The organism is Chryseobacterium sp. TB1-D10 (assembly GCF_059803555.1).
This window is the reverse complement of sequence record NZ_JAPFHB010000005.1, coordinates 74,054-97,232: the sequence shown is the minus strand read 5'-3', so window position 1 is coordinate 97,232 and position 23,179 is coordinate 74,054. Positions and strand designations below refer to the sequence as shown.

20 protein-coding genes are annotated in these 23,179 nt (G+C 35.3%); all 20 read right to left on the bottom strand.

Features of this window, described 5'->3' with window-relative positions; translation table 11 throughout:
* Position 1: 1 nt before the first annotated feature.
* The 20 genes from OPU68_RS08440 to OPU68_RS08345 all read right to left on the bottom strand — a co-directional run bounded on the left by OPU68_RS08440 (position 2) and on the right by OPU68_RS08345 (position 23,178).
* On the bottom strand, positions 2–2,041 hold the full coding sequence (locus tag OPU68_RS08440; RefSeq protein WP_498473548.1) for a copper-translocating P-type ATPase: 2,040 nt from the start codon (positions 2,039–2,041) through the stop codon (positions 2–4).
* Positions 2,042–2,131: 90 nt separating this feature from the next.
* On the bottom strand, positions 2,132–2,602 hold the full coding sequence (locus tag OPU68_RS08435) for a heme-binding domain-containing protein (protein ID WP_028123603.1): 471 nt from the start codon (positions 2,600–2,602) through the stop codon (positions 2,132–2,134).
* Positions 2,603–3,265, bottom strand: coding sequence for a DUF3347 domain-containing protein (locus OPU68_RS08430; protein WP_028123602.1), 663 nt, complete (start codon positions 3,263–3,265; stop codon positions 2,603–2,605).
* 40 nt (positions 3,266–3,305) lie between these two features.
* Positions 3,306–3,827 carry a DUF305 domain-containing protein gene (locus tag OPU68_RS08425; protein WP_028123601.1) on the bottom strand — a complete coding sequence of 174 codons (522 nt, stop codon included), beginning with the start codon at positions 3,825–3,827 and terminating at the stop codon, positions 3,306–3,308.
* Positions 3,828–3,837: 10 nt separating this feature from the next.
* Positions 3,838–4,722: a DUF3347 domain-containing protein gene (locus tag OPU68_RS08420; RefSeq protein WP_498473547.1), complete on the bottom strand. Its 885-nt coding sequence runs from the start codon at positions 4,720–4,722 to the stop codon at positions 3,838–3,840.
* Positions 4,723–4,928: 206 nt separating this feature from the next.
* Positions 4,929–5,129 carry a hypothetical protein gene (locus OPU68_RS08415; protein ID WP_028123599.1) on the bottom strand — a complete coding sequence of 67 codons (201 nt, stop codon included), beginning with the start codon at positions 5,127–5,129 and terminating at the stop codon, positions 4,929–4,931.
* A 277-nt stretch (positions 5,130–5,406) separates the two neighbouring features.
* A complete protein-coding gene (locus tag OPU68_RS08410) occupies positions 5,407–10,620 on the bottom strand; it encodes a helicase-like domain-containing protein (RefSeq protein ID WP_498473546.1) in 5,214 nt (1,737 codons plus the stop codon).
* On the bottom strand, positions 10,610–11,296 hold the full coding sequence (locus tag OPU68_RS08405; protein WP_168638712.1) for a hypothetical protein: 687 nt from the start codon (positions 11,294–11,296) through the stop codon (positions 10,610–10,612). Before OPU68_RS08405 ends, OPU68_RS08410 begins: the two co-directional genes overlap by 11 nt.
* A 79-nt stretch (positions 11,297–11,375) precedes the next feature.
* The gene (locus tag OPU68_RS08400; protein WP_498473545.1) at positions 11,376–13,358 is read right to left on the bottom strand and encodes a hypothetical protein; all 1,983 of its coding nucleotides are present in this window, start codon (positions 13,356–13,358) and stop codon (positions 11,376–11,378) included.
* Positions 13,359–13,375: 17 nt separating this feature from the next.
* Positions 13,376–14,083: a hypothetical protein gene (locus OPU68_RS08395; protein WP_212650790.1), complete on the bottom strand. Its 708-nt coding sequence runs from the start codon at positions 14,081–14,083 to the stop codon at positions 13,376–13,378.
* Positions 14,076–14,948, bottom strand: a complete 873-nt coding sequence (locus tag OPU68_RS08390) for a M23 family metallopeptidase (protein ID WP_498473544.1) — start codon at positions 14,946–14,948, stop codon at positions 14,076–14,078. Before OPU68_RS08390 ends, OPU68_RS08395 begins: the two co-directional genes overlap by 8 nt.
* A 1-nt stretch (position 14,949) precedes the next feature.
* On the bottom strand, positions 14,950–16,941 hold the full coding sequence (locus OPU68_RS08385; RefSeq protein ID WP_076395289.1) for a type IV secretion system DNA-binding domain-containing protein: 1,992 nt from the start codon (positions 16,939–16,941) through the stop codon (positions 14,950–14,952).
* 51 nt (positions 16,942–16,992) lie between these two features.
* Positions 16,993–17,232, bottom strand: a complete 240-nt coding sequence (locus tag OPU68_RS08380) for a hypothetical protein (protein WP_040995607.1) — start codon at positions 17,230–17,232, stop codon at positions 16,993–16,995.
* Positions 17,233–17,314: 82 nt separating this feature from the next.
* Positions 17,315–18,184 carry a DUF4138 domain-containing protein gene (locus OPU68_RS08375; RefSeq protein ID WP_076395287.1) on the bottom strand — a complete coding sequence of 290 codons (870 nt, stop codon included), beginning with the start codon at positions 18,182–18,184 and terminating at the stop codon, positions 17,315–17,317.
* A gap of 4 nt (positions 18,185–18,188) precedes the next feature.
* Positions 18,189–19,397, bottom strand: coding sequence for a conjugative transposon protein TraM (gene traM, locus OPU68_RS08370; protein WP_028123319.1), 1,209 nt, complete (start codon positions 19,395–19,397; stop codon positions 18,189–18,191).
* A 34-nt stretch (positions 19,398–19,431) separates the two neighbouring features.
* The gene (locus OPU68_RS08365; RefSeq protein ID WP_498473543.1) at positions 19,432–19,785 is read right to left on the bottom strand and encodes a hypothetical protein; all 354 of its coding nucleotides are present in this window, start codon (positions 19,783–19,785) and stop codon (positions 19,432–19,434) included.
* A 2-nt stretch (positions 19,786–19,787) separates the two neighbouring features.
* On the bottom strand, positions 19,788–20,402 hold the full coding sequence (traK, locus tag OPU68_RS08360; RefSeq protein WP_028123317.1) for a conjugative transposon protein TraK: 615 nt from the start codon (positions 20,400–20,402) through the stop codon (positions 19,788–19,790).
* A 23-nt stretch (positions 20,403–20,425) separates the two neighbouring features.
* Complete coding sequence (locus OPU68_RS08355) at positions 20,426–21,673, bottom strand: TraJ family protein (protein ID WP_028123316.1); 1,248 nt, start codon at positions 21,671–21,673, stop codon at positions 20,426–20,428.
* A 2-nt stretch (positions 21,674–21,675) separates the two neighbouring features.
* Complete coding sequence (locus OPU68_RS08350) at positions 21,676–22,506, bottom strand: hypothetical protein (protein ID WP_498473542.1); 831 nt, start codon at positions 22,504–22,506, stop codon at positions 21,676–21,678.
* A 6-nt stretch (positions 22,507–22,512) separates the two neighbouring features.
* Positions 22,513–23,178, bottom strand: a complete 666-nt coding sequence (locus tag OPU68_RS08345; RefSeq protein WP_072410593.1) for a hypothetical protein — start codon at positions 23,176–23,178, stop codon at positions 22,513–22,515.
* Position 23,179 lies beyond the last annotated feature (1 nt).

Genomic DNA, 23,179 nt, shown 5'->3' with positions numbered 1-23,179 from the left:
TTTATTTTTTTACTTTTAAAAAACTTGCATTGATTGCAACTACGACTGTGCTAACCGTCATTAAAACCGCACCTGCGGCTGGGCTTAACAATATGCCTTGCTTGTACAAAACACCTGCTGCCAAAGGCAATGCGATTACATTGTAACCCGTAGCCCAAATTAAATTCTGTATCATTTTACGATAGGTGGCTTTGCCAAATAAAATAAGATTTACAACATCCTTAGGGTTACTGTTCACTAAAACAATACCTGCGGTTTCGGCTGCAATATCACTACCGCTGCCAACTGCTATACCAACATCTGCAATTGCCAGTGCTGGTGCATCGTTTACGCCATCACCTGTCATAGCTACGAATTCGCCATTGCTTTGCAGGTCTTTTATCTTTTCTAATTTTTGATGTGGTAATACTTCGGCAATAAAACTATCCATACCCAAAACATCGCTTACACTTTTTGCTACTTTGTTATTATCACCGGTAAGTAAAATAGATTTGATATTATTTTCTTTCAAGGTCTTTATTGCTTCGGCAGCTTCAGGTCGAATTTCATCTGACAAAGCAATATAACCTGCCAACTCATTATTTACGATTACAAACACAACCGTTTCCGTACCGTTGGCATTAAAGCCTTCGGGAATTGCTAAATTATTTTCTTTTAAATATCCCGGACTGACTACCAATATTTTTTCGCCTTCAACCGTTGCTTCAACCCCTTTGCCTGTTATGGCATTAAAGTTTTCCGTTTCAGGAACGGTGATCGATAGGTCTTTTGCTTTTTGCAAGATGCCTGTTGCAATGGGATGTTCTGATTTTTGTTCTAATGCAGACGCAAGGCGAATGATTTCATTTTCATTGAACTCTTTTTGCAGCGAAACAATTTTTGACACTTCAAATCTTCCTACAGTTAATGTTCCTGTCTTGTCAAAAACGATAGTGGTTATTTTTCTTGAATTTTCAAACGCTGTACGATTTTTAATAAGTAAACCATTCTTAGCTGATAATGCTGTTGATTTTGCAACAACCAATGGTACTGCCAAACCCAAAGCATGAGGGCAGCAAATAACAATTACGGTTACCATTCTTTCCATTGCAAAAGCCAATGATTGCCCTGTAAGATACCAATATAAAAATGTGGCAATGCCTGTAACCAATGCTATAATCGTAAGCCATCTTGCTGCTTTGTCTGCTAATAGCTGCGTTTGTGATTTTGATTTTTGTGCATCGTCTACCAATTTGATAACCTGTGATAAGTAAGAGTCTTTTGCGGCATGGGTAACGGTAACTTTTATAGAACCGTTGCCATTGATTGCACCTGCAATTACTTTATCGCCTTTTACTTTTTGTACTGGTTTGCTTTCGCCTGTAAGCATACTTTCGTTCAGGTAGCTTTCGCCTTCTAATATTATTCCATCTGCTGCTACTTTTTCGCCTGGCTTTACTAAAATAATATCGTTCTCTTTTAGTGTGTCGGTTTTTACATCATGCACCATGTTGGGCATTACCATGTGTGCATCGGCTGGCATTAACTGCACCAATAATTCTAATTCTTTTGATGCACCTGCAACAGATTTCATTTCTATCCAATGCCCCAAAAGCATGATGAGTATAAGGGTTGCCAATTCCCAAAAGAAATCCATGCCCTGTAACCCAAACACAATTGCAACGCTGTAGATGTACGCAACTGTTATGGCGAAGCCGATTAAAAACATCATGCCGGGGTTCTTTGCTTTTACTTCGTCAACCAATCCTTTTAAAAATGGAAAGCCGCCATAAAAAAACACAACGGTTGACAATGCAAAGAGTATGTATTGCGAACCTGCAAACTGCCAATCAACTTTTATAAAATGTTGTATCATGGTTGATAGCAACATGATTGGAATGGTTAGGATGAGCACGACATAAAACCTTTTTTTAAAATCGGCTATCATCATGGCATGATGGTTATGTCCTGCCATTTCCATTGATGGGTTTGCTCCATGATGCATATTGCTCATTTTATGCCCTGCACGGGTTTCTTTATTTTCTGTATGTTGATGTTCCATATAAATAATTTCATTTGCAACAATCCTGTTTATGAATAAAGATTGCTTTAAAAATGCTGATTAATATTTGTTTAATTTTTCGCATTGTATTTAATTTTCTGTTGAAAGGCTGTCTGCTGTTTTGTTCATCCAATCCACTATCATTTTTTTTTGCTCCATTGAAAGCTGTGCATTTCTGTGCATTATTTTATAAGAAGCTAAAGGCATTTGTTCGTCTTTAATTTGGTTTGCTATTCCTTTCAATTTACTTATTTGCCTTCGACTAGTAATACTGCCAAACTCACTAAAGTTTAATTTTTCTTTGCCATTATCAATATGCTTCTTCATCAGCCACGCAATTGGTTGAATGTTGGAATACCAAACATTATTGGTATTGTTGCTATGACAATCGTAACAGGCATTCTGTAAGATGTTTTGCACATTCGGCGGAACTGTATAAACTTTCGAAAAATCGGTTGTGTAAACCTGCCCTTTATTTACATTAAGGGCAGGTTGATAAAATTGTATTGCAATAAAAATAAACAGCACTATTGCCAACATTATCTTTAATACTCTCTTCATTTAGAACTCTTTTTTTACAGAGCCACAAGTAAGCATCTTGCTACCGTAATAAGGATTTTTTATTGTCTTAGCTTCGCTAATCCAAACAGCACCTTTACCATCATTATACATTGGGCAGAAGTCCTGATAAACTTTTTGAGTTGTGCCAAACAATACGATAAGGTCTGAAACATCTTTACTCAACATTGCTAAATGCTCTCTTTGGTGGTCTATCTTTCCCGCGTTGTCACCAATATGCTCAGCATTTTCTTTTGCACTCTCCGCAATGTCCATAAACTCCTTATGCTTGTTTGCGGCTATTGATTTCATATCTACATTGTTTATAGTTGTAAATAATTGCTTCCCTGCGTTAGCAGCTACTTTGTCATTATCTGCAACGAGTGCATTTTTTAAAACCAGATAATCTTTTACAATTGGTTCAATAGAGAAGTTTTGTGTCTGCTCTTTTGAAGCAGACTTTTCCATCTTTTGAGATACTGTATCTCTTGAAGTAACGGAAGGCGCTGTATCATTTTGTGTTGCTGTCGACAAATCTTGGGTTCTAGTTATCACTGTGCTATCATCGGCCTGCTGGTCGCTATTATTATTGGAAGATTGCTTACAGGAAATTGTTGCCGCTGCAACTGTTACTAATGTAATGACTGAGAAAATTATATTTTTCATTTTATTTAAATTTTGATATCATTAAAAGAATTTATCTTATTTATTTGTTTTCAAATTCATTTAGCTTCCGCTTCATAAATTCTATTTCTTGTGCTTGGGTTCTGAGTATGTTTTTTTGCAACTGTATTAGTTCGGGATCGGTAAGGTTTGCTTTTTCGGACATTAGTACTGCCGCTGCGTGGTGTGGTATCATTCCTTTTACAAACTCCTTATCACCAACAAATAATTGTTCTCGAATACCAAACCAAGAAAAGATGCCAACTGCAAGGGAAACTGTAATGATTGACCAGTTGATTTTTTTGTTTTCATACATTCCTTTCATTATCCATAATTCAATAACCAGCATTGCCGAAATCATCAGCAGGGTCATATATAAATTATTGATGTTCGGAATAAGATTATCAAATCCGTCTATCATAGCATACATAATAAAGTACATTGCTACAAACATTGCAACAGCCATTACAGCAAAGCGTTTGTACATTGCTAAAGAATTATTATGGTCATTTTCTGCACTCTTTTGCGTATGTTGCATTCCGTGTTGATTTTTCATACTTTCCATAACATTTTTTTTATTTGTTATTAATAGTTTCTTGTACACTGCCACAAGTGAGCATTTGAGAACCGTAATACGGGTTTTTAATGGCTTCTTCTTTACTTAACCAATTTGCACCTTTGCCATTGTTATACATTGGGCAATGCTGATAATAAACAGGTGTTTCCTGTTTTGAAACTTTGGCTAATTCGTACATATTGTTAGCCAGTAAAGCGAAAAATTCTCTTTGTTTGTTAACATCTTTTGCCACAGCAATTTTTTCTGCATTAGTAGTTAAATCTTTCATTATTTTCATCCAGACGGTATGTTCTTCGTTGGAAAGTTTTGTCATTTCTATAGCTTTTATTGCCTTTAATAATTCAGCAGCTTTTGCAGATGAAGTGCCTGCATCAGTTTTTACCAAAGCATCTTTCACTGAAAAATAGTTATCGAAAATAGCTTTCAGTTGTGGCTCATTTTGGGTAGTTGCCATATTTGTGGCTGGCATTTCTTTGGTGTTGTGGTTAGCGTGATCAGCTTTCATATCCATACCTGCATCTTTAGATGTGGCAATTGGTTTTAGTTCCCTGTCATACTGGCAACAACCTGATAACTTTGCATAAACATCATCAGGTGCTAAAAATTTTTCATTGTCGTACCCTGCTAAAGCAATACGTTTCAGTATTTCATCCTGGCTTGTTTTTTTATCATCGTATTTAAGTGTAGCCATTTTGGTGTCTTTATTCCAATTTACTGTGGCTACATTTTTTACATTTCCTGCTTTCTCGATTGTGGTTTTACACATTTCACAGTTACCATATACTTTCACTGTTTCTGTTTTTGCATTTTTAATTTGGGCAAAACTGCTTATGGCTGATAGTAATACGGTGATTACCATCAATATTTTTGATATTGACTTCATTTTGAATTTTTTAAATTATTAAGGGATAGAGAGTTTTACGAAAACTAATATTAGCTTTCGACAAGACATAACTGTGGCGTACAAGCCATCTTTTTAACCTATTTTAGGCGGTTGCCAAAAGGAATGGAAGCCCGATGAATAATAGGCTTGCTTGAAACCGAATTTTTGCGTTTTAATTTCTGCAAACTGGTTTTCTGTTTTTATATCTATAAGTATTGGTAAACCAAATGAAGATGAAGAAATGCTACATTTGCAAGAACTGTGTTTACATTTACCGTTGCAGCCGTGACCATCGTTGCATTTTTCACAGGACTTGTCCTTGCAACTGATTTTATCTTCTGATTTTTTGGATTGTTCTTTTGAGCAGGACTTTTGCTCTGTCTTAACTGCTTTTTTAGCACAAGCATAGGTTATGTTTGGCATTAGGAAAAAGCCCAAACACAATAAAATGACAAAGCTGATATGTTTACTCAAATTTTTCAACGCTACAAAATTATGAATAAATTCTTTAAATTGCTATATTTTATTCTATTTAAATCGTATTCTAAGCACCAGAGGCAGAGTATTTAATTTAGGTGATCCTTTCCCCCCCTCTAACTTTGTTTTAATAATAATCTGCTTACACTAGTGATCTGAAATATACTATGACTTACAAAATACTTTAGCTATATTTATAAGATTCATTTACCTTTTTCTGATTACAGTTGAGAGATCTTTCAAATTTGCATCTTCATTTTCGTTTATTGTTATACCGAAAGAATTTTTAGTTTTAAAATCATTAATAGAATTAGCCTTTATTAAAATATTATAGAGAGTTCTATTCTCATCTTCCCTTTCCCTCACATAATCCCTATTTTCATTCGCTTTAAGCATTTCAGCCTTTTCTATTTTATACAATGTCACTAAATTCTCCCTCGTTTCCGTAAGTTCCTCCAGCTTTTTATCCAGTTCTGCAATTTTATCTTCAGTGGTTTTGGTTTGATATTCAATTTGAGTAACATCTATTCCTTTCTGAGCTAAATTTTCAATTACTTCTTGAACTTGAGCTTTATGCAGGTCAATTGTTTTCTGATAAGAAGGAAGCTGCTTTTTCCAATAGTCAGCATTTGCATCGCCATTTTTCGAATAGCCTTCAATTCTATTGTATGAATGCTCAGCTTTGGTTACTAATTCTTGAACTTTCAAAACATCTTCGTATTTTCTCAAGACAAAAGCACTATCGGCCAAATGTTTATTTTTTTCACTTTCAATCCTTTTTTTCATTAATTCGATTTCAATGTTGGCTCGGGTTTCTGGATTGGTAATGATGGAGGTTTTAAGCTCTTGAGTGCTAATATCAGATATATCCAAAACATCAGCGCCCTTTTTCATCGCTTCTAAATATCTTGCCTGTTTGGATTGCAGTTTTTGAAGCATAAAAACATCAATACTGTCATTGGTCAACATAAAATTGATTCTCACATTTTCGTTTATATTTCCTTGCCTCCACGCTCGTCCCTCCACTTGTCTGAGTGAAGTAAAATTATATGGCAACGTAAGCATATAAACATCTGTTGTGTTTTCCTGAAGGTTCATTCCTTCCTGTATGGCTTCGCTTCCAACAACTACTTTTATTTTTCCTTCATTAAAATCATTTTGAATAGAAATTCTTTGATTTTTATTGGTAGCTCCTGTGATAATGCCGATTTCTTCGGGTTTGTAACCAATTTCTGTAATGAGATATTCTTTTAATTTGGGAAATTGCGCAACCGCCAATTCAGAATAAATGATTTGTCCGGATTCCGGAATGTCTTTTTTATTTTGATGAATTAAATCCATCGTCTGTTTCAGCTTGGGAGAATTTTCTACAAATTCTTTTACTGAAGGTTCTTCTCCATCATAATATGGTGATAGGTACGGCGAAATTGCAATCAGTCGGGCATTGAGAATATGAGTAAGAATTGCTCCCTTTTCAGTTTCGCTGAAATTTTCATTGAGCAAGTCATATTGTTCTCTTGTGAGATCATTCTGCTCAATTTTATACTCTTTGTTGATTTTGTTGGGACGAATCAATTCAGGGTTATCCTCCTCTCCTTTTATATCGATAAATTCAGATAACAGTTGTTGGAATAGGGAATTATTTTTAAACCTCCGAACATTTGCTTTAAATTTAACATCGCCTTTTGCATCAATTTCCATATCATTGTCCGCTTCCATAAAGGTCTCGAAGAATGTATTCACATTGAAATATCCCGATTCTTCTAATCTTTTATTTGCTATTAAAGAAAGAATGGAATAATATTCCAAAGGCTTGTTGGTAAAAGGCGTTGCGGAAAGTAGTGTTACATTTCTGCCGTCATTTTTGTCTTGAATGTACTGAGCTGCCATCCAGGTATTGATTCCCAATTTGGAAGTCTGTTGGTTTTGACTTCTGAAATCGGAAGCAAATCTTCTGTCCTCAATTTTTACTTTTCCTACAATATGATTGGCGTTGTGAACTTCGTCGTAAGTCAAATGGTCGAATCCAAAATCTTCCCAGTCATAGATTTTACCACGCTTCATTTTTCCCTCAATCTCCTTTTCTTTCTGCAACTCAATTTGGAGGTCTCTTTCCGTATTGGTAACACCTTTCATTTCACTTGTAGAGATGTAACTGAATTTTGACGAAAGTTCTTCAGTTATTTCTGATGAAAATCCAATATTGTTAAAACCTTCATAAGTAACGATGGTAATTTCTCCGTCTTTATTATCAAATTTTGAGAGATCATAATCTTTCCCCAAATTCCCTAATACATTGACTTTCGCATTGGGAATCGTTTCAAAAATCGTTTCCACCCATTGTTTCAAAATACTGTCATTGGGAACTACGATGATCGGTCTTTTCGCATTCCCTCGCTCCATTGCTTCGTGCATAGAAAGGATTCCGGAAAGCGTTTTTCCAAAACCAACTTCGTGAGCTAAGAGCCCTACTCCTTTTGTGGTCTGTCTTCCGATTCCTGCTTTCTGAACTTCGGTCAAACGCAACTCTTGACCTTTGAAATGCAGATAGATTCTGGAAAATAATGGGAACTTAGAATAGTCCGGAACGTGGATGTTATTATAATTACGGTTAAAGTCTTTTACAAAACGATTTCTAATATCATCGGAAAGTTCCTCCCGGACAAATTTGTAAAACAAATCATTCGCAGCAGCTTTTCGTCTTTCTCTGATTAGCGCATTCCTTTCTTTATCGCTTCCTGTAACCGTTTCATTATCTACGAAGCTTCGGACTTCCCAAGCTGAAGAACCCGCAAAGGCTTCACTTGGTAAAGTGCCTACAAAATCTTTGAATCTTCCTGCAAGATTGTAATCTACAATGACTGATTCAGTACGTTTTGTAACATGATTATATTGGTCTTTTTCTATTTGACCTAACTCAAATTTGTGTACGAACTCATGATTCGGACTAATATAAATCTCATCTAGCGATTTCGCTTTTGGTAGAACATTTTCTAATAATTCTTTTTGTTTTTCGTATTGGTTTTCCGTTCCTCCAACTGCATTTTTATCAGAAAAATCCCGCTCCAATTGTTCCAGTTTTGCGTAAATATTTCCTTCAGTGTAATAAAAATCGTGAACCCAGTTTCCATCAATAAAGTTGGCAAATTGATAATGCTTTCCACGATTATCTAATGTACCGTCATAATTGGTATCTCTGAATGCTTCAATTTGTTCTTGGGTAATCTCAGAACTGTTTTGTAATGAAGTATTGACAATTTTATCTTGCTTGGAGAATTGATATTTTAAAACACCTTTTTTGAGTTCGGGTTTTGACTGAATTTTATACTCGTTCTGATTTTTTGTATTGTGAATAGAAATAATCCTATCACTTTTTTCAATCAATTCTTTTAATTTTTCCTCTGAAAATGCTGCTGGTTTTGTGATCAGATCTTCTCGCAGTTTTTCATACTTGCCAATTTCAGTCGTAATTGTTGGAGATTTAAACTTGATGTCATTAAGTTTGGAAAGTACTTGACTAATTTTTTCTTGAGTTTCTGTTACATTGAGTTCATTTTTATTTTGGTTTTCAATCCTCGTAGAATCTTCGATTTCTGCAATTCCTTTTTTGGGTACAGGAACTTTATTTTCAACTTTAGGTTCTTCCTCTAAAAATAAATCTTCAAACAGATTTCCGATCCGTTGGGTTTCTATCCTATTTTTAAACTGGTCAATCTTAAATAAAGCTTCATCTAAATTTCCGCGAATATATTTTTCTAATCGCCCGAACCGGTTGGTTTTCTCTCGGGTTTCACCCAAAATTCTTGCTGGGTTATCATCGAAATAATTAGAAATATCAGTAGAGATATTTTGAGTGTTTTTTCTTAGAATGATAATGTCGGTTCCGATTTGTGTTCCTGCAAAAGCTCCATTGGGTAAGCGGAAACCTTCCAGAATATTGGCATTTTTTAAATTGCTTCGACGGTTCAGCCAAGATGATGGAAGTACCATTGCCAAAACTCCATTAGGTTTTAGTGAATCCAAAGACCGTTTAACGAAATAATCTTCGTATTTTGAAATTTTAGGCTCCTCTCCCAACCCCTTGTAAAGTCCCCGATGTTCACCATAGGGCGGATTCCCGATGACCAAATCATACTTTTCTGAAAAATCTTTTGAGTCTTTTCTATTACCTCGATCATCAATAAATTCAGTTTCAAACGAACGAAGATTAATGTCCGCCTCGGGATGTAGAATTTTGGCAATTTTTGCGGTGGTCTCGTTGATTTCAAAACCTGTAATTTTAGAATTTACAGATAATCGGTGAGTAGCATAAATGAAATTTCCGGTTCCAATACTAGGTTCTAAAATAGAAATTTCTTTTTGGGTTTTGAAATGGTCTTTGATTAAATTACGGACGGCATCAACGATTTTATCCTGCGTGTAGTATTCATCTAAAATCCCTCTACCCTCTTTTGAAGTTCCACCACTTTGGAATTGGTTGCAGATTACTTTTAAATTATCAGTGATGTTAAGATTTTCCTTTAGAAAGATTTTGTGGTCGTCAGAAACAAAACAAGCTGCGGAAACCAATTCTGCAACTTGTTCATTATTCAGTTTTCGGTCTTTATATCTTGAAATGAGAGCATCAAGCTCTACATAATTTGTTGAATTTTCGCTTACCTCGGAAAATCTTCCTTCGGATCTTCGTCTATCGGATACAGGTCTCCCGGATATGATTCCGCCCAAGGAATGTTCTCTTCCCTCATTTTTTTGAGCATTTTTCGATTGTGTTCCACCATCGGATCCTCTTTCTCGGTCTCTGTTTCCCAAATTGCTCCGCTCTGTGCCTGCAAGTCCATTTCCAGCATTGTTGCTGCCCAATGATTGTCCGCTTCCGTAACTTCCGATTTGCTCGGATTGGTTTTTTGAGCCAAGTTCTCCAGTGTGTTGTTCAGGTGTTCCGTTTCCCACTTGCTGAGAATCGGATGTTGTTCCGGATTCAATTGCATTGCTTTCATTTTCAGAAATTTTTGGTTCAACTAAATTAGTATTTTTATCTTGAAGATTGAGTTTATTCTCTAAATATTCGGTCAGGTCTTGATTCCCATTTTCAGAAATTTCATACAACGGACGAACGTCTTTGATATTTTTGCCATTAAATTCTGTAAGAATTTTCCTGGTTATTGCATTTCCCGTTCTGTCCCCGGTAAGACAAAGAAACATTTTACCATCATAATTCTGATATCTATTGAGGAACTTTTTGCTATTTGAACCGGAATTAAGCGTAATCAATGTTCTATTATTGACTTTCTTATTCATTTGAAGAAGCTCCAAGAATGAAAGCATATCCTTACTGTTTGTGAAAACAATAAGTTCCTTTTTATTTCCTTCAACTACAGAAATGTCATTATTTATCTCATTAAAAAAATCTTCATCTTTCACTTTTTCTGCTTTTTATGAAGTGGTTAAATTCAAAAATTTCTTTGGCTTCACTGTCCCAGTTTTTTCTTGCTATCAATTGAAGCGTCACGAATATGTCCGTCTTTTTATTGTAAGAATCAATCCTTTCAAGCCTACCTTGGTAGTCCTTTTCCACGTGTTTGTAAATAGAGTACGGTAAAATAGTGTCCGTTGGATAAATGTAAAACCGGGTGTACATCCAAGGTGAGTTGATTTCAAATCGTTTGTATTTTTTCTTAAACAAAACCGTATCACTCAGATTTTTTCTGTTTCTGTAATTGGGGATTTTTTCCTGAGAAAACAATGTTCCTCGTTTTTTCTCTTCAACCGAAAGCGGCTTTTGTTTTTTTATGACGTCTGACAGAATAATTTTGCCCGGATTTTCATTTTCAATGGTATAGCACAATGAATCTTTAATGAAATAAATCTGTTGGGTTATTTCGGGAGCATCAGCATCCGGAATCCTTTCTATAATAGAATCTCGCGAATAATTAAGGCTTGACAAATGAAAACTTTGGATGTTGTTCAGATTTTTGGAAACATCAAAATACACATTGGAGAAAACATCGATTCCTCCTTTTTCGGATTTGATTTCTTTGTGGCAGGAAATAAGGGCAAGTAGTAAAAATAAACAGGGAAGTATTATAAGTTTTTTCATTTTGGTAGATTTAAAAAAAGCGGTAGCCAAATTAATTTGACTTACCGCTGGGATATAAATGATTGGTTGTAAGTCTTATCTATCGTTTAATGCTTTGTTCCTTCACATTGTTTTTTTCGTGCTTGTTATCCTGTTCCAATCCTTCTAAAGGTTTATTGGTGTTGATTCTGTTCATATCCTGATCGTATAGGCTTAGATTTTTATACTGCGGATTCAGCACCGCTTTACCTTCTAATATTTTATCATCTAATTCAAATTTTACCTTAACAATATTTCCTTTTTCCAAAGATTTTATGGTGTTTTCCTTCCATTCCGGTTTATCAAAGATCAGATTGGATTTTTCTACGATCTGAGCCGTATCAACACCATAATTTTTGTAAAAATTCTGGAAATTGTAATTTTCTTTTTCCGTTTTGGGTTCGTTAAAATTGAGCTTGGCAAATGCAGGTTCTATTTTTTCTGTTTTCGGATTGTGAAATTCTATTTTAACTGTGCGCCCTTCTAAAAGGTTGACTGCTTCTTTAGCAGTAAATGTATTTACCCTGTTAACAGGAAAATTGTGGGAGATAACGTCGCCATTTTCTTTCGTGAGTTTAGCATTGTAAAAATTCATAAAAACGCTCCCATTTTCTATCTTATTAAATTTTAATGTAAATTCCATTTCATTTCCGGGCATCGTTTTGTCGGAAGTGCTTTTAATTTCGAACTCTTTTTCGGGAGCATTAATACCATTTTCTAAATCTTTGTGCAGTTGTTCTCCTTCTCCGAAACCAAGATATTTTAACTGAAATTTCGGATACTGAGATGGTTCATATTCGTTCTGTGTTTCCATAATGTTTGGGTTTTGATTGTTAAATTTTATATCATTCATTGTTAATATTCTGTGTCTTGAAAAAACATTTTCATCCAGATAATTTTTTAGAATTTCACCGCTATCCAATAATTCGTAGGATTCCCCATATAGCTGTTTTTCCAATAGGCCGAAAGCCAATTCGTATTTGTCATTTTTTGACAACGTATGACCATCAATAACATTTGGGATTGTGTCCATTTGTGCCTTTGTAAGAGAATAATCTCCATCTGTTTTTCCGAATTCCATTTTTTCTGAATAAGCCTCTCTCTGGTTTGATGTGATCTGCAAGTTCTCCAGTATGAATTCGTTTTCTTTCATAAAGATCCTGTAATTGAGAATATCATTTTTTTCATCTTCGGAAAGTTTCGGATAAAGATTATTTTGCACTGCTTTTGCTTTTAAGTCGTTTTCGACATAGCTTTTGAATTCGTTCAAACTTTTTGGAGCATCATAAAAATCTCTCATACCTGTCCATTCTCGCCGACCGTACGGTAATGTATATTCCTGAGTTTGCAGATCATAGCTGTAATACCTATGACCGCTTGGACTCTTCAGCGAGCCACTCCCATCATCGTAATCGTTCCAGGTCCAGCCGTCCGGAAGACTAGATGCAGGGATTAAATTTTCCTCAAAACCTTCATCTGAAAAAAAGTCTGCATTTTCTTCCAGATCAGTCATTTCAATTTGATGACCCCCTTCTAATGATAACTTTGCAGCTTCAACTTCATAATTTCGATAATGATGAGCTTGCTTTTCATCAATTTGTGTATAGGTCAATCCGGAACTTAAATCAGTTTTTTTCTCCAATTCCTGAGCCCAGAGATCAGAGAGAAATTTCTTCTTTATTGACTCGTTATCTATAGTTATTTCGGTAGACTCCCTGTTATTTTGCAAAATCAACTGTTTATTGACTAGTTGCTGCTTTTCAATAAATCTGACTAATTCAGCGGTAGTATTAAATTTATCCTCAATAGGGAAACCCTGATTTGAATTGAAAAATGTTTTCAATGTAAAATTTGAACCTTGAATAAATTCTCTTCCTTTAGATTGGTAAATTGACATAAACTTTTTCTCTCTATCGGTAAACGTCCGCTCTCCGTCCCGAAAAAAATGTTCAGGTGACATACTTTCCATATCTTTTACAAAATTTTTATAGGCTCCTGTTCTTGGAGTTATATTCCTATCCTTCCAGTTTAGTTCATCTTCCATTTTTCCAGGTTCTTAATTTATCTTCTGAATCCTCTCGATTTTTGAATTTCCTCGTCCTGCTCTTGGCTTTCCTCTTCTCTTATTCGATTGACATCCTGATAAACATCGGGGTCATTCACATTCAGTTGGATGTCTGATTTTTCTTGTTTTTGAGAATGATTCTGTCTTTCAGAGATTCCAGCAACCGTATTGAATTCTTTGGACACAATATTCAAATCGTTCGTAATTTCTTTTGCCATTTCTGGGAATTGAACTATTTTATCTTGCAGAAAAGATTTAAGTTTTAGAAGTTCTGCTATGTAACGGTTAAGTTCTTCTGTATTCTTTTTGTCGGCAATAATTGCGGTCAATTCTCTTGCATTTTTAATGAAATCGAATTCTACTACCTTATTGGTTTCATGATCGAAAATGAAGGCTTTTTTTTCGACACTCAGTTCATTTGCAGATTTAGAAACATTCTTGACATCAGTATATTGAATATTATTTTTACTGTTTTCGAGGATGTCAGAAATACTTTTATCTCGTTCCAAAAAGATGACCTTCAGTTTAGTATTATTATCAGTCAGCTGAAAAGTCGCCCTGTTTTTGTCGTGGTCTGCAACGATGGTATATCCTTGCAGAAATTTCTGAACATCCTCTATATTTAGCTTTTTAGAGAAAGAATTATCCTCATTAATAATTCCGTATTTTTTCAGTTCATCGGTAGGTAAGGTTGTGTTATTCATTGTATGTTGCTATTAAATTGTTTACTTTTATGAGGTCATTTAAAAAATGAGAAGGATTGATGCTCTGTCCGAATTCTTTTACCGAAAAATGCAGATGTGGTCCTGTAGAGTTTCCGGTATTCCCGCTTTTTCCGATGACAAATCCGGCTTTTACTATTTCTCCAGCTCGATAATATATTTCTGAGAGATGCAGATAGGAAGTTTCGAAACGGTTAAAATGTTTTACTTTTATGAAATTCCCCCCGCCCTTAGAATCCCAGCCTGTTGCTGTAACAATTCCATCCATTACAGAATAGACATTCTCATAGCTGGCTTTTAGGTCGATCCCATTGTGTGTCTTTTTTGTTCCGAAAATAGGATGAGTTCTTGTTCCGTAGGAAGATGTAATGGTAATTTTGTTTTTAAGAGGCATCACAATTTTTGAAAAAGATGCTGCAGGTTCGTCTACAAAATCATACGTTGTAAAAAAGTTTTGTTTTTTTGATGCTTGGTTTTTTTCTTCTACTCTATTTTGTGCTTGCAGCATCAAAGAATCTTTCAGTTTTTCAAACTCATTTTTTCGTATTTCTTTTACACTGCTAGATTCTTTAATCAACATTTTCAAAGAATCAATTTGACTCGTTAACCACTTCGTCGAACCTTTGGTTTCATTTTTTAAATCTGATTTTGTGGTGATATTTAAAACTTGCTTCCAAGATTTCTTAGCATTCTTTTGTTTTACTGGATCTTCAATATTAGATTTTTCGGATAGCTTTGGATTTTCAGATTTTTTCGGTATTGTTGGTGTAATCGTATTAAATTGCGCAGATGATAAACAACTGTAAAACAGCGCCATCAAGGTAAATGTGTATTTTAGTTTTTTCATTTTATGCAGCTTTAATATTTTCATTCACAATGAGTTCCACTTCTTTGTTGATCTTTCTAAAGTTGGTCATCAACACTTCTTCTTTGCGGTTAACTCCTTTTTTATCTACAAAAGAATAATAAGAGGGCATTTTCACATAGTGTTTTTCTTCTTCTTGAATGGCTTTCATATCCAAATTTATTTTACCCCTAATTGCAGACGTTTTATATTCCTCAGCAGCGTTTTCTTCTCCCTGTGCGATCATTCCAACCATTTCTCCTGTTTTCAGAGCCGCAATTTTTCCGGCAGGAATCATATTGTCCATTTTTTCATTGATACTGGTGGTCGTTCCTTGCTGGGAAATAGATTGTGAGTATGACTTCTGTTTTATTTTTCCGAATAGTTTTTCCAGCCAATCGAGCGTATTTTTGTCTCTGGCGGAACCGGAAAGAATATTTCCAACAATTGCAGAAATGGTATCTGCTACTTCTTTTTTATAAAATTGTCGAAGTTGTGGTAGTTCCTGAAGCCCTAATAAAACTGCAACCCTATTGCTCCTTGCAGTTGCTACGATGTTATCAATTTTATGAATATAAATCGTCGGAAATTCGTCTGCGATAATTCCTCCCGGTAAATTGTGTTTGGAATTGATCAATCTTAAAGTCCTGTTTAATACCGAAGAATACAATGCAGAATTAATATCCTGTGTTCCCGGGTCTGATGCCAGAATAATAATAGAAGGATTATCTCTGTCGGTTATCTTCAATTCTACTTCATCTCCTGAAAACACCCAAAAACTTTCTTTTGTTGCCAATCTTGAAAGGAAAATTTTGAGTGTTCCGATTTGGCCTTCCAATTGGTCAAATGCTTTGTTGTCATAGGCCGTCTTGAAAGGTGACAGCAAAGAGAAAATTTCTTCATTGGTAAAAAGAGTATCGAAAATTTCTTTATAGCTTCTATTCATAAAGGAAAGAATATGAGGTAAATCAGAATATTTTCCATTTTCGAATGTTGCAAAAAAATAAATGCAGGACGAAAGGAAATTTATCGCAGATTGGGTAAAGAAAGCTTCAGAACCACCTCCGGAACTGGAACCTCCTTTCTGTAAAGATGAAACCATCGATTCTGCCATTTCCTGGGCTTCTGCCAAAGTTTGGATGTACTTTTTATGAAACGGGTTAACTCGTTTTGATTTTTCAACTTCATTCAGATTGATAACATAAAATTGATGTTTGTAATTGGGATCTTTTTGTTTCTTTAATAGATAATGATAATAAGCAATTTGGGCTAAATCCGGGAACTTAAAATCATAGATGCAGAGACAGAAACCTTTTGCGATCATTTGTCTTATGGCAGGATTGATGACACCGAACGACTTCCCTGAACCCGGTGTTCCGATGACCATTGTTCCTCTAAAAGGATCAATATTAATATACCCTTTATATGTCTTATTGTTATATCTGAAGATGTAAGGAATGTTGATCGATGTGTCAGTGTTCACTAACTCCTGGTTTTGATCGAAGGATTCTTCCTCTACATTCCATCGGTCTTTTCCCATTTTCTGCTGCATCAGTTTTGAAATACTGTCTGCACCCATTTGAAGGATAACGGCTCCCAAAAAAGAAAGAACAGCATAAATTACCTGATAGAGATTGAAGCCGGGAAATACTTTTGGAAGTGTTGCATTTCCTGCCTCATTTTGCCATATCAGCGAAGAGAAAATCATCAGCAGTCCGAAAATCATAGGAGCGATAATTTCTTTACTAATATTAAGGTCTTTCTTTTTCTTGGCTTTTGTTCCTACAGCTACTAATCCAATCAAAATTAATGTTGCAAATTTGGCATTGATGGGCGGGTAAATAAAACTCAGCTTTGAAAAATTTTTTAACAAGTTTGATAATACCCGAACATCAGCATTAAGGTAAAAAAGCGAAGCACAATCTAATGCAACGACTGCATAGACAGCTTTTTGTAGAAAGCCATAGATCTTGATTTGATGTTGTTGTTCTTGCATTAAGAATAATTTTCGAAGTATTGATTCAGTAATTTGTGTTCTTCTAATAGGTTACTGTGTAGCTTTTGTTGCTGTTCCTGCAATTTTTTTTGCTTTTCTTGTTATTGCAATAAGATTGGAATTCAACAGATTCAATTGATTAATTAGCTCATTTCCTCTTTTTTCGACTCTCTCAATAATGTATGAGCGGCTTGCTTCTTCAGATATTTTCTCATACCAATCTTTAAGGTTTAATAGCTTTTCATAGTCATTTATGAGTAATTTTCGTTTTTTAGAAAAAATGATTATCAAAATAGAATGGTAGGTAAATATTAATAGCAAGAGCGCGAAGCATAGTGTAATTGAAAAATTTTCCATTGTATAAATCATTAAATTAAAAGGTATCGGCTTTAAGAATTTCAGAATAATTGACCTTCATTTCTATGGTACGTCCGGAGAGTTGCTCTTCAATGAGGCGAATCATCATTACCTTACTGTTTGGATAGGTAAATTTTTTGAAAACATAAACGTTTCTAAAATTTTTCCTAAAGTGCTTTTGAGGATTGAGTTGTAAAATGGGCGTCAGATCTACACTTTGGTTGTTTGTTGCTTTGTGGATTTTTTTGTCTTCTAACGAAAATTTCAAATCCTCAATATCATAGCTCAGATTAGAATTGTTTTTGATAGTCATATCCAAAAAGATGTAATCGCTTATCACATATACATTATTGAGTTGAAAGCTGAGTTTTAAATTTTTCTCTTCTCTAATTGGATTTTTCTCAGATTTTTTTTGAATAATATCCATCGCAAATTTTCGCAATTCAAGATTTGAGAAAACCATTTTATCAAACTCTATAGGTTGCATCGCTTCGGGTTGAATATGGATATTGGTAATCGTATTGAGGTTGTCCTGGTTTCTGTAAACAGCTTTATACTGTGCGATGAAAGATTGAGCAACAACGGTTATCACTCCGATTTTCTTACCATTAAAAAAAACAGATGGTGTTTTGATTTTTCCTTTCTCGTCAGAATCAGGATGGTCTGTGATTTTTATTCTGGCAATATTGGTAGTTGGAAGATCTCCAGTCAGTTTTTCTGTTGACAGATCCACATACTGAATGGGCTCCGGCGAAATAATATGCAGGTTGATTCCTTCAGTAATTTCAATTTCCGGTAAGTCGGAAATAATTTGCTCTTTGGTTGCTGTTTGTGCAGTGAGTAAGTTTGCTACGAAAATTAAAAGCGTGTATAATAAAGTTTTCATTGTTTTATTTTTTTTGGTTTTGTGAATCTTTCAATTGTTTTTCGTCGATGAGAAAGACATAAGAATTGTACTTCAATTTTGCTTTGTTCTCTTTGATCAGGTTGGCAATAGATTTGGATGTTGATGTAAACAGGCTGGATCCAATACTTGAGAAGAATCCTTTTCCGCCCATATCCATCTGAGTGCCTTGTACAGAGTTACTTCCCATTTCCCGCATCATATCTCTGAAAACACTTTGTGGAACGTACAATCCTTTCATACCGTCAACATCATAAATAGATAGATTGACCGGATAGATTTCTCCATTAGTAAAGACCGAAACAATATTGAGATTAACTCGTTGCATTGAAAATCCTGAGATCTGACCATATAAAATGGAACCTTTTGTTATTTTTTTGTTTCCAACAAAGATGTCTTCCAACAAGCGGAACCTGATCCTGCTTCCTAAAAACCCTTTGTTATTTTCGTCAATGACCGCCTTGATAAAACTATTTTCCTTCTCTTTATAGAAAGCATTGAAACCACTGTTGATTCCGGATTTGCTCACATTGAAAGTTGAATTGAGAAAATCATCCATCTTATCCTTATTTGATTTGAGTTTCTGTTCTGCAGCAAGTTTGTTTTGGTACTCAGGATCACGGGACTTTTCTAAAGAATCCATCACAAGCATTTGTTCTTTCAGATATTTTACAGGGTCTGGTTGGGTAGTTTGAGTATTGGTTTTCGGATTTTCTAAAGCATAATCTTTTTCTGGCTTTCCGTAAGATTTGTCATTCAGCATTTTTATAATCTCAGAAGACCTGTTGTAGTCTTTGTCATCCCTTTGTGATTGATTTGGTTTGTAATACGAGGATTGATTTTCTTTCGTCTGGTATCTGTTTTGTCTTCCGTTTTCTGCTTTTAAGGAATCAATTTTTCTTTTTTGTGCCAATGACAATTGGTCATCATAGTTTAACAAACTATCTTGTTCTTTGTCCAATCCACCAAGCATTGTTCGGTTGTCCTCTTTTTTGAAAAACGCATCGTAAGCATCATTTTTGGTCATAATCGAATCTTGCGTATCGCCCAGTGAAATAGACAATTCTTTTAGTTTCTCTTTTTCAGACGTGTCTTCTTTGACAAACTGCGCTCCTACATAGCAGAAAAGAAAAAGAAATGGTAAAGCCAATAGTGGCAAAACATATTTTTTTTCTTTAAAATTTATTTTTTTCATTTATTTTTAATTTTTATATAAATTGCCTCCGGTGCTACCGGCCATTTTTTAATTTTTGGTATTGGTTGAACAGATAGTCAATTCGTAAGCTGTCTTCTTTGTTCAGTGCGTTTTGGTCTCTTTTTATTTTTAAAGTTTTCAATTCCGTCACGATTTTCTCCATTTCTTTATCATTGTTTGCTGTCAGATTTTGAGTGGTCTTGTTTTTAGAGTATAAAACCGGAGGCCTTATTTTAAATGCTGTTTCTGAAGGGAAAAATATGCCCTGAATAAGAGACCCAATAAATGAAACCGACAGTAGAATCATTGAATACGTGAAGAATTTCTTCGGATGTTGAACTGCCCACTGCAGCCATTTCTGACCTTTTTTTTTAAATGTAGTTTCCATTTTTAGTAAGAGTTTTTGTTTTGATTGGATAGTTCTTCGTTATTGATGATCCGCCAGTTTTTAAGGATCACGCCGTGAGGATTATTGGGACTTCTGATGATGTCTTCAAAAAATCCTTCGGTAATCAGCTTCCTAGTAATGACGGAAGATTTTCTTGTGATCATTTGTTTCCCGAAAAAAGAGAATTTCTCCTGTTCCATATTGAGTGCAATTGAATCGGTATGGATACTTACCATCGAACTGGAGGCGATGATCTGATTGTAAAAACCTTTTTCTTTTAAGTTGGTATATTCTTTTTTTCCGCTGTCATCTATGAGATACAATGACTTTTGAATATTATCTTTGATATAGGTATCATCTGGTGCGAGCGTAAAAAACAATCGGTGGAAAAGTTCTATTTGCGCTTTGTATTCTACAGGTCGATTCAGTAGTACGTCCGTTTGCTTGGCAAGAACCGGAACGCCATTGTCTAAAATGTAAATTGATTTTCTGGAATCCTCAATCATTCTGTATGCAAAGAAAAATCCGGCAATGACAATGAAAACGGCAAAAACAATGGTTGAGATTGAAATGACCTTGTTGATTTTAATTCTTTGTTCTATATTTTTGATAAGCATTTTGTTTTGGTATTTTTTTGAGGTTATTTTCCATTTTTCAGCGCTCTTTGAACTCTTCCCGATGCTGAACCTGCTGCTGCATTTTTTGCTGTGGCTGCTGCTACAGATGCACCACCTGTTTTAGCTGCCAATATTGCTGTCTTTGCACTGCTTGCCATTTTTCCTGCTGCACTTTTCATTTTAGTCATCGCTCCCGCCCCTCCGGCTGAAACAATACTGTCTGCAATTGTAGGGGTCATTAAAACTCCGATGCCTGTTACAACATAGGCAACACAGGTAAAGAGCTGGTTATAAATCATTCCCGAATTACTCACATAGACCATTAAAGCGTCTAAGTTGGTAATGGTTCCATTGGATAATAAGGTATCATACCTTTCGATCTCCATTGTATAACCGGAAGCGATCAATTGCTGACCGATGTTGATGATCGTGTAGGCAACAAATGTGTAAAGATTAATGTTGATGAATTTTGAGACCCAACTGTATAATGAATTTTCAAATCCGGGAATAAGAGCCATTCCAACAGCTATCGGTCCTAAAATGATTAAAATGTAAGACCATATTTTTTGAATGAAGAAAATGAGATATACACAAATCCTAAGAATGGAAAGGCAACAAAACTCAATGAGTTCTGCGACTAATTTTTGCATTTGGAATTCCATTCGTATTGACCATTCTTTGATAGGCTGAATCAATTTATCCAATCCCTCACTGATATCAAACCACGAATCATCAGCATCTTCAGTGGTATTCTCAATGACTTCCTGCTTCGCATCTTCTTCCGCTTTCAGTTTTATAACAGCATCCAATAATTGTTGCTGTTTTTTAAATCTTTCAACCCGTAGATCATTGACTTCCGATTCGATTTCGCTGAAAATTGAGATTCCGGGTTCGGCAATGGCCTCAAATGGCGCTTGAATCATACTGACAAATCCACTCCAATAAACAAGCGTAAATCCGATAAGAATTGGTTTCAGCATTGGAGTGATTTCCCATTCTCTATCTCCGGCCGCCATTTGCCAACCCATATATCCAAGGTACATGAGAGCGCCTAAGCCGCCTATTGCTTTTCCTACCAAAGCAGATCCGGCGGCGCTATCTTGTACACTATTGTCTAATTTGGTAAAAACCTCCATAAACCATTTTTCAAAAGCGCCATCTCCTTTTAAAAATTGGAGTAGATTACTGTAATCGCCGTCTGTCTGGGCGAAACCCATTACAGGTAAAAGAATTGCTAATAAGCAAAAAGTTAATGTTATCGTTTTATTCATTTTTAAAATCGGTGTTTATAATGATTCATCATATTTTGAACAATCTGCCCGTCTGATGAAGGTGTCCACGCAGGTGGCAAAGCAAAATTTGAATGGTTTTTCAGAATATTCTTGTAATCTGTAAGAAGTGTTGTCTTGTTGTTGTGCTTCCTTAATTCCTGAACAAATTTTCGCCATTTGATAAGGGTTTCGTGGTACATAATGAACCTTTTTCCCCTTGGCATATCCATACTTCTGGACATTGAATATTTTTCTTTGATGAGATCCAGTTCTTCCTGAAGTCTTTTTAATGCTCCTGTTGAGCTGAGTGTTTCAAACGTTTGCAGGTCTTTCAGTCGCCACTCAATAAAATTTTGAGGTGTATCGGGAAATTCAGTAATAGGTTTTAGCATTCGTTTGTAATACAATAGCCAAAGAGGATCGGCATCGACAGTAGCGGACGTCCAATGGGCAAAATCCTGAACGCTCCTTTTATGAATGGTATCTGAAGCTGCTTTTATCTTTTTTGCTTCTTCCTCTTGAAACTTTAGCTGGGCAAACCTTTGATTTTGAACTCCTGTCGGTTTTAATGGACGAATGTCTTCCCCATCCTTATAATCCCTGTTGATTTTTGGAGCCCAAATTCCCCACACCGTTGCGTAGGCAAAATTGGTTTGGATTCCTAAAAAGTATTTTGGATATGGTCTCCAATCTCCCCAATCTTGAAAGACCATTCTTTTATGCTGGGCAACAATGGAAGGATCATTTAATCTCTTGACGCTGACTTGTCCAAACACACTGCCTGTAATCAAGATGAACTGAAATAGGCTGATTTTTTTTAGTAGATTTTCCATAATTTTTTAATTAAAGAGGTAATGGTATTTGGTGATGATGTCGCCAACAATGGCTTTGTCTATATTGATGTAATTACGAAGCACCGGAACCTGATACAGATAAGGGATTTTCTTGGCATTCTCTAATCGTAAATTGATGTACAGAATATTTCCGTTGATATTTCTGACCCTTGTAAAAATCTTTTCAATCAGCATTTCCCTATCCATTGCGTCCATTAGAAAATCTTTTTCCTCATTTAGAATGTCCTGCGTAACTTCCTGCTGAAGTTTCGTCGTCTGCTTCCCGATTTCAACATAATATTTTGAAATGAGTACCGAATATTCAGGATGCTGTGCTGATAGATCCAGCATTTTATTGGAGTTCGTTACTATTTTACCCAAATATTGATAGAGATAAATGAGTTTTTTGCTCTGGGTCAAGGCTGAATTCACATTTTTCAGTTGTTGATAGATGTATTCCTGAATCGCAATGATCTGCGTGATTTTATTGTTGATATCATCATACAATTCTTTTTGCTTTTCATAGGAATCCAGAAAAGCCTGTTCGCTTCCTAATCGAACACCGTGGTTTACGGTGATCTGTGACAGAAGTTTGTCGTTAATCACTATTTGCTGGCTTTTTACAGATGCAACAGAGAAGAAAAAAACTCCGGAAAAAAATATTTTTTTCATT

Bases quoted from the DNA above. Each gene is read 5' to 3' on its own strand.
- OPU68_RS08440 (WP_498473548.1), bottom strand. From the start codon at position 2,041: ATGGAACATCAACATACAGAAAATAAAGAAACCCGTGCAGGGCATAAA.
- OPU68_RS08435 (WP_028123603.1), bottom strand. From the start codon at position 2,602: ATGAAGAGAGTATTAAAGATAATGTTGGCAATAGTGCTGTTTATTTTT.
- OPU68_RS08430 (WP_028123602.1), bottom strand. From the start codon at position 3,265: ATGAAAAATATAATTTTCTCAGTCATTACATTAGTAACAGTTGCAGCG.
- OPU68_RS08425 (WP_028123601.1), bottom strand. From the start codon at position 3,827: ATGGAAAGTATGAAAAATCAACACGGAATGCAACATACGCAAAAGAGT.
- OPU68_RS08420 (WP_498473547.1), bottom strand. From the start codon at position 4,722: ATGAAGTCAATATCAAAAATATTGATGGTAATCACCGTATTACTATCA.
- OPU68_RS08415 (WP_028123599.1), bottom strand. From the start codon at position 5,129: ATGCTTGTGCTAAAAAAGCAGTTAAGACAGAGCAAAAGTCCTGCTCAA.
- OPU68_RS08405 (WP_168638712.1), bottom strand. From the start codon at position 11,296: ATGAAAAAACTTATAATACTTCCCTGTTTATTTTTACTACTTGCCCTT.
- OPU68_RS08400 (WP_498473545.1), bottom strand. From the start codon at position 13,358: ATGGAAGATGAACTAAACTGGAAGGATAGGAATATAACTCCAAGAACA.
- OPU68_RS08395 (WP_212650790.1), bottom strand. From the start codon at position 14,083: ATGAATAACACAACCTTACCTACCGATGAACTGAAAAAATACGGAATT.
- OPU68_RS08390 (WP_498473544.1), bottom strand. From the start codon at position 14,948: ATGAAAAAACTAAAATACACATTTACCTTGATGGCGCTGTTTTACAGT.
- OPU68_RS08385 (WP_076395289.1), bottom strand. From the start codon at position 16,941: ATGCAAGAACAACAACATCAAATCAAGATCTATGGCTTTCTACAAAAA.
- OPU68_RS08375 (WP_076395287.1), bottom strand. From the start codon at position 18,184: ATGAAAACTTTATTATACACGCTTTTAATTTTCGTAGCAAACTTACTC.
- traM (WP_028123319.1), bottom strand. From the start codon at position 19,397: ATGAAAAAAATAAATTTTAAAGAAAAAAAATATGTTTTGCCACTATTG.
- OPU68_RS08365 (WP_498473543.1), bottom strand. From the start codon at position 19,785: ATGGAAACTACATTTAAAAAAAAAGGTCAGAAATGGCTGCAGTGGGCA.
- traK (WP_028123317.1), bottom strand. From the start codon at position 20,402: ATGCTTATCAAAAATATAGAACAAAGAATTAAAATCAACAAGGTCATT.
- OPU68_RS08355 (WP_028123316.1), bottom strand. From the start codon at position 21,673: ATGAATAAAACGATAACATTAACTTTTTGCTTATTAGCAATTCTTTTA.
- OPU68_RS08350 (WP_498473542.1), bottom strand. From the start codon at position 22,506: ATGGAAAATCTACTAAAAAAAATCAGCCTATTTCAGTTCATCTTGATT.
- OPU68_RS08345 (WP_072410593.1), bottom strand. From the start codon at position 23,178: ATGAAAAAAATATTTTTTTCCGGAGTTTTTTTCTTCTCTGTTGCATCT.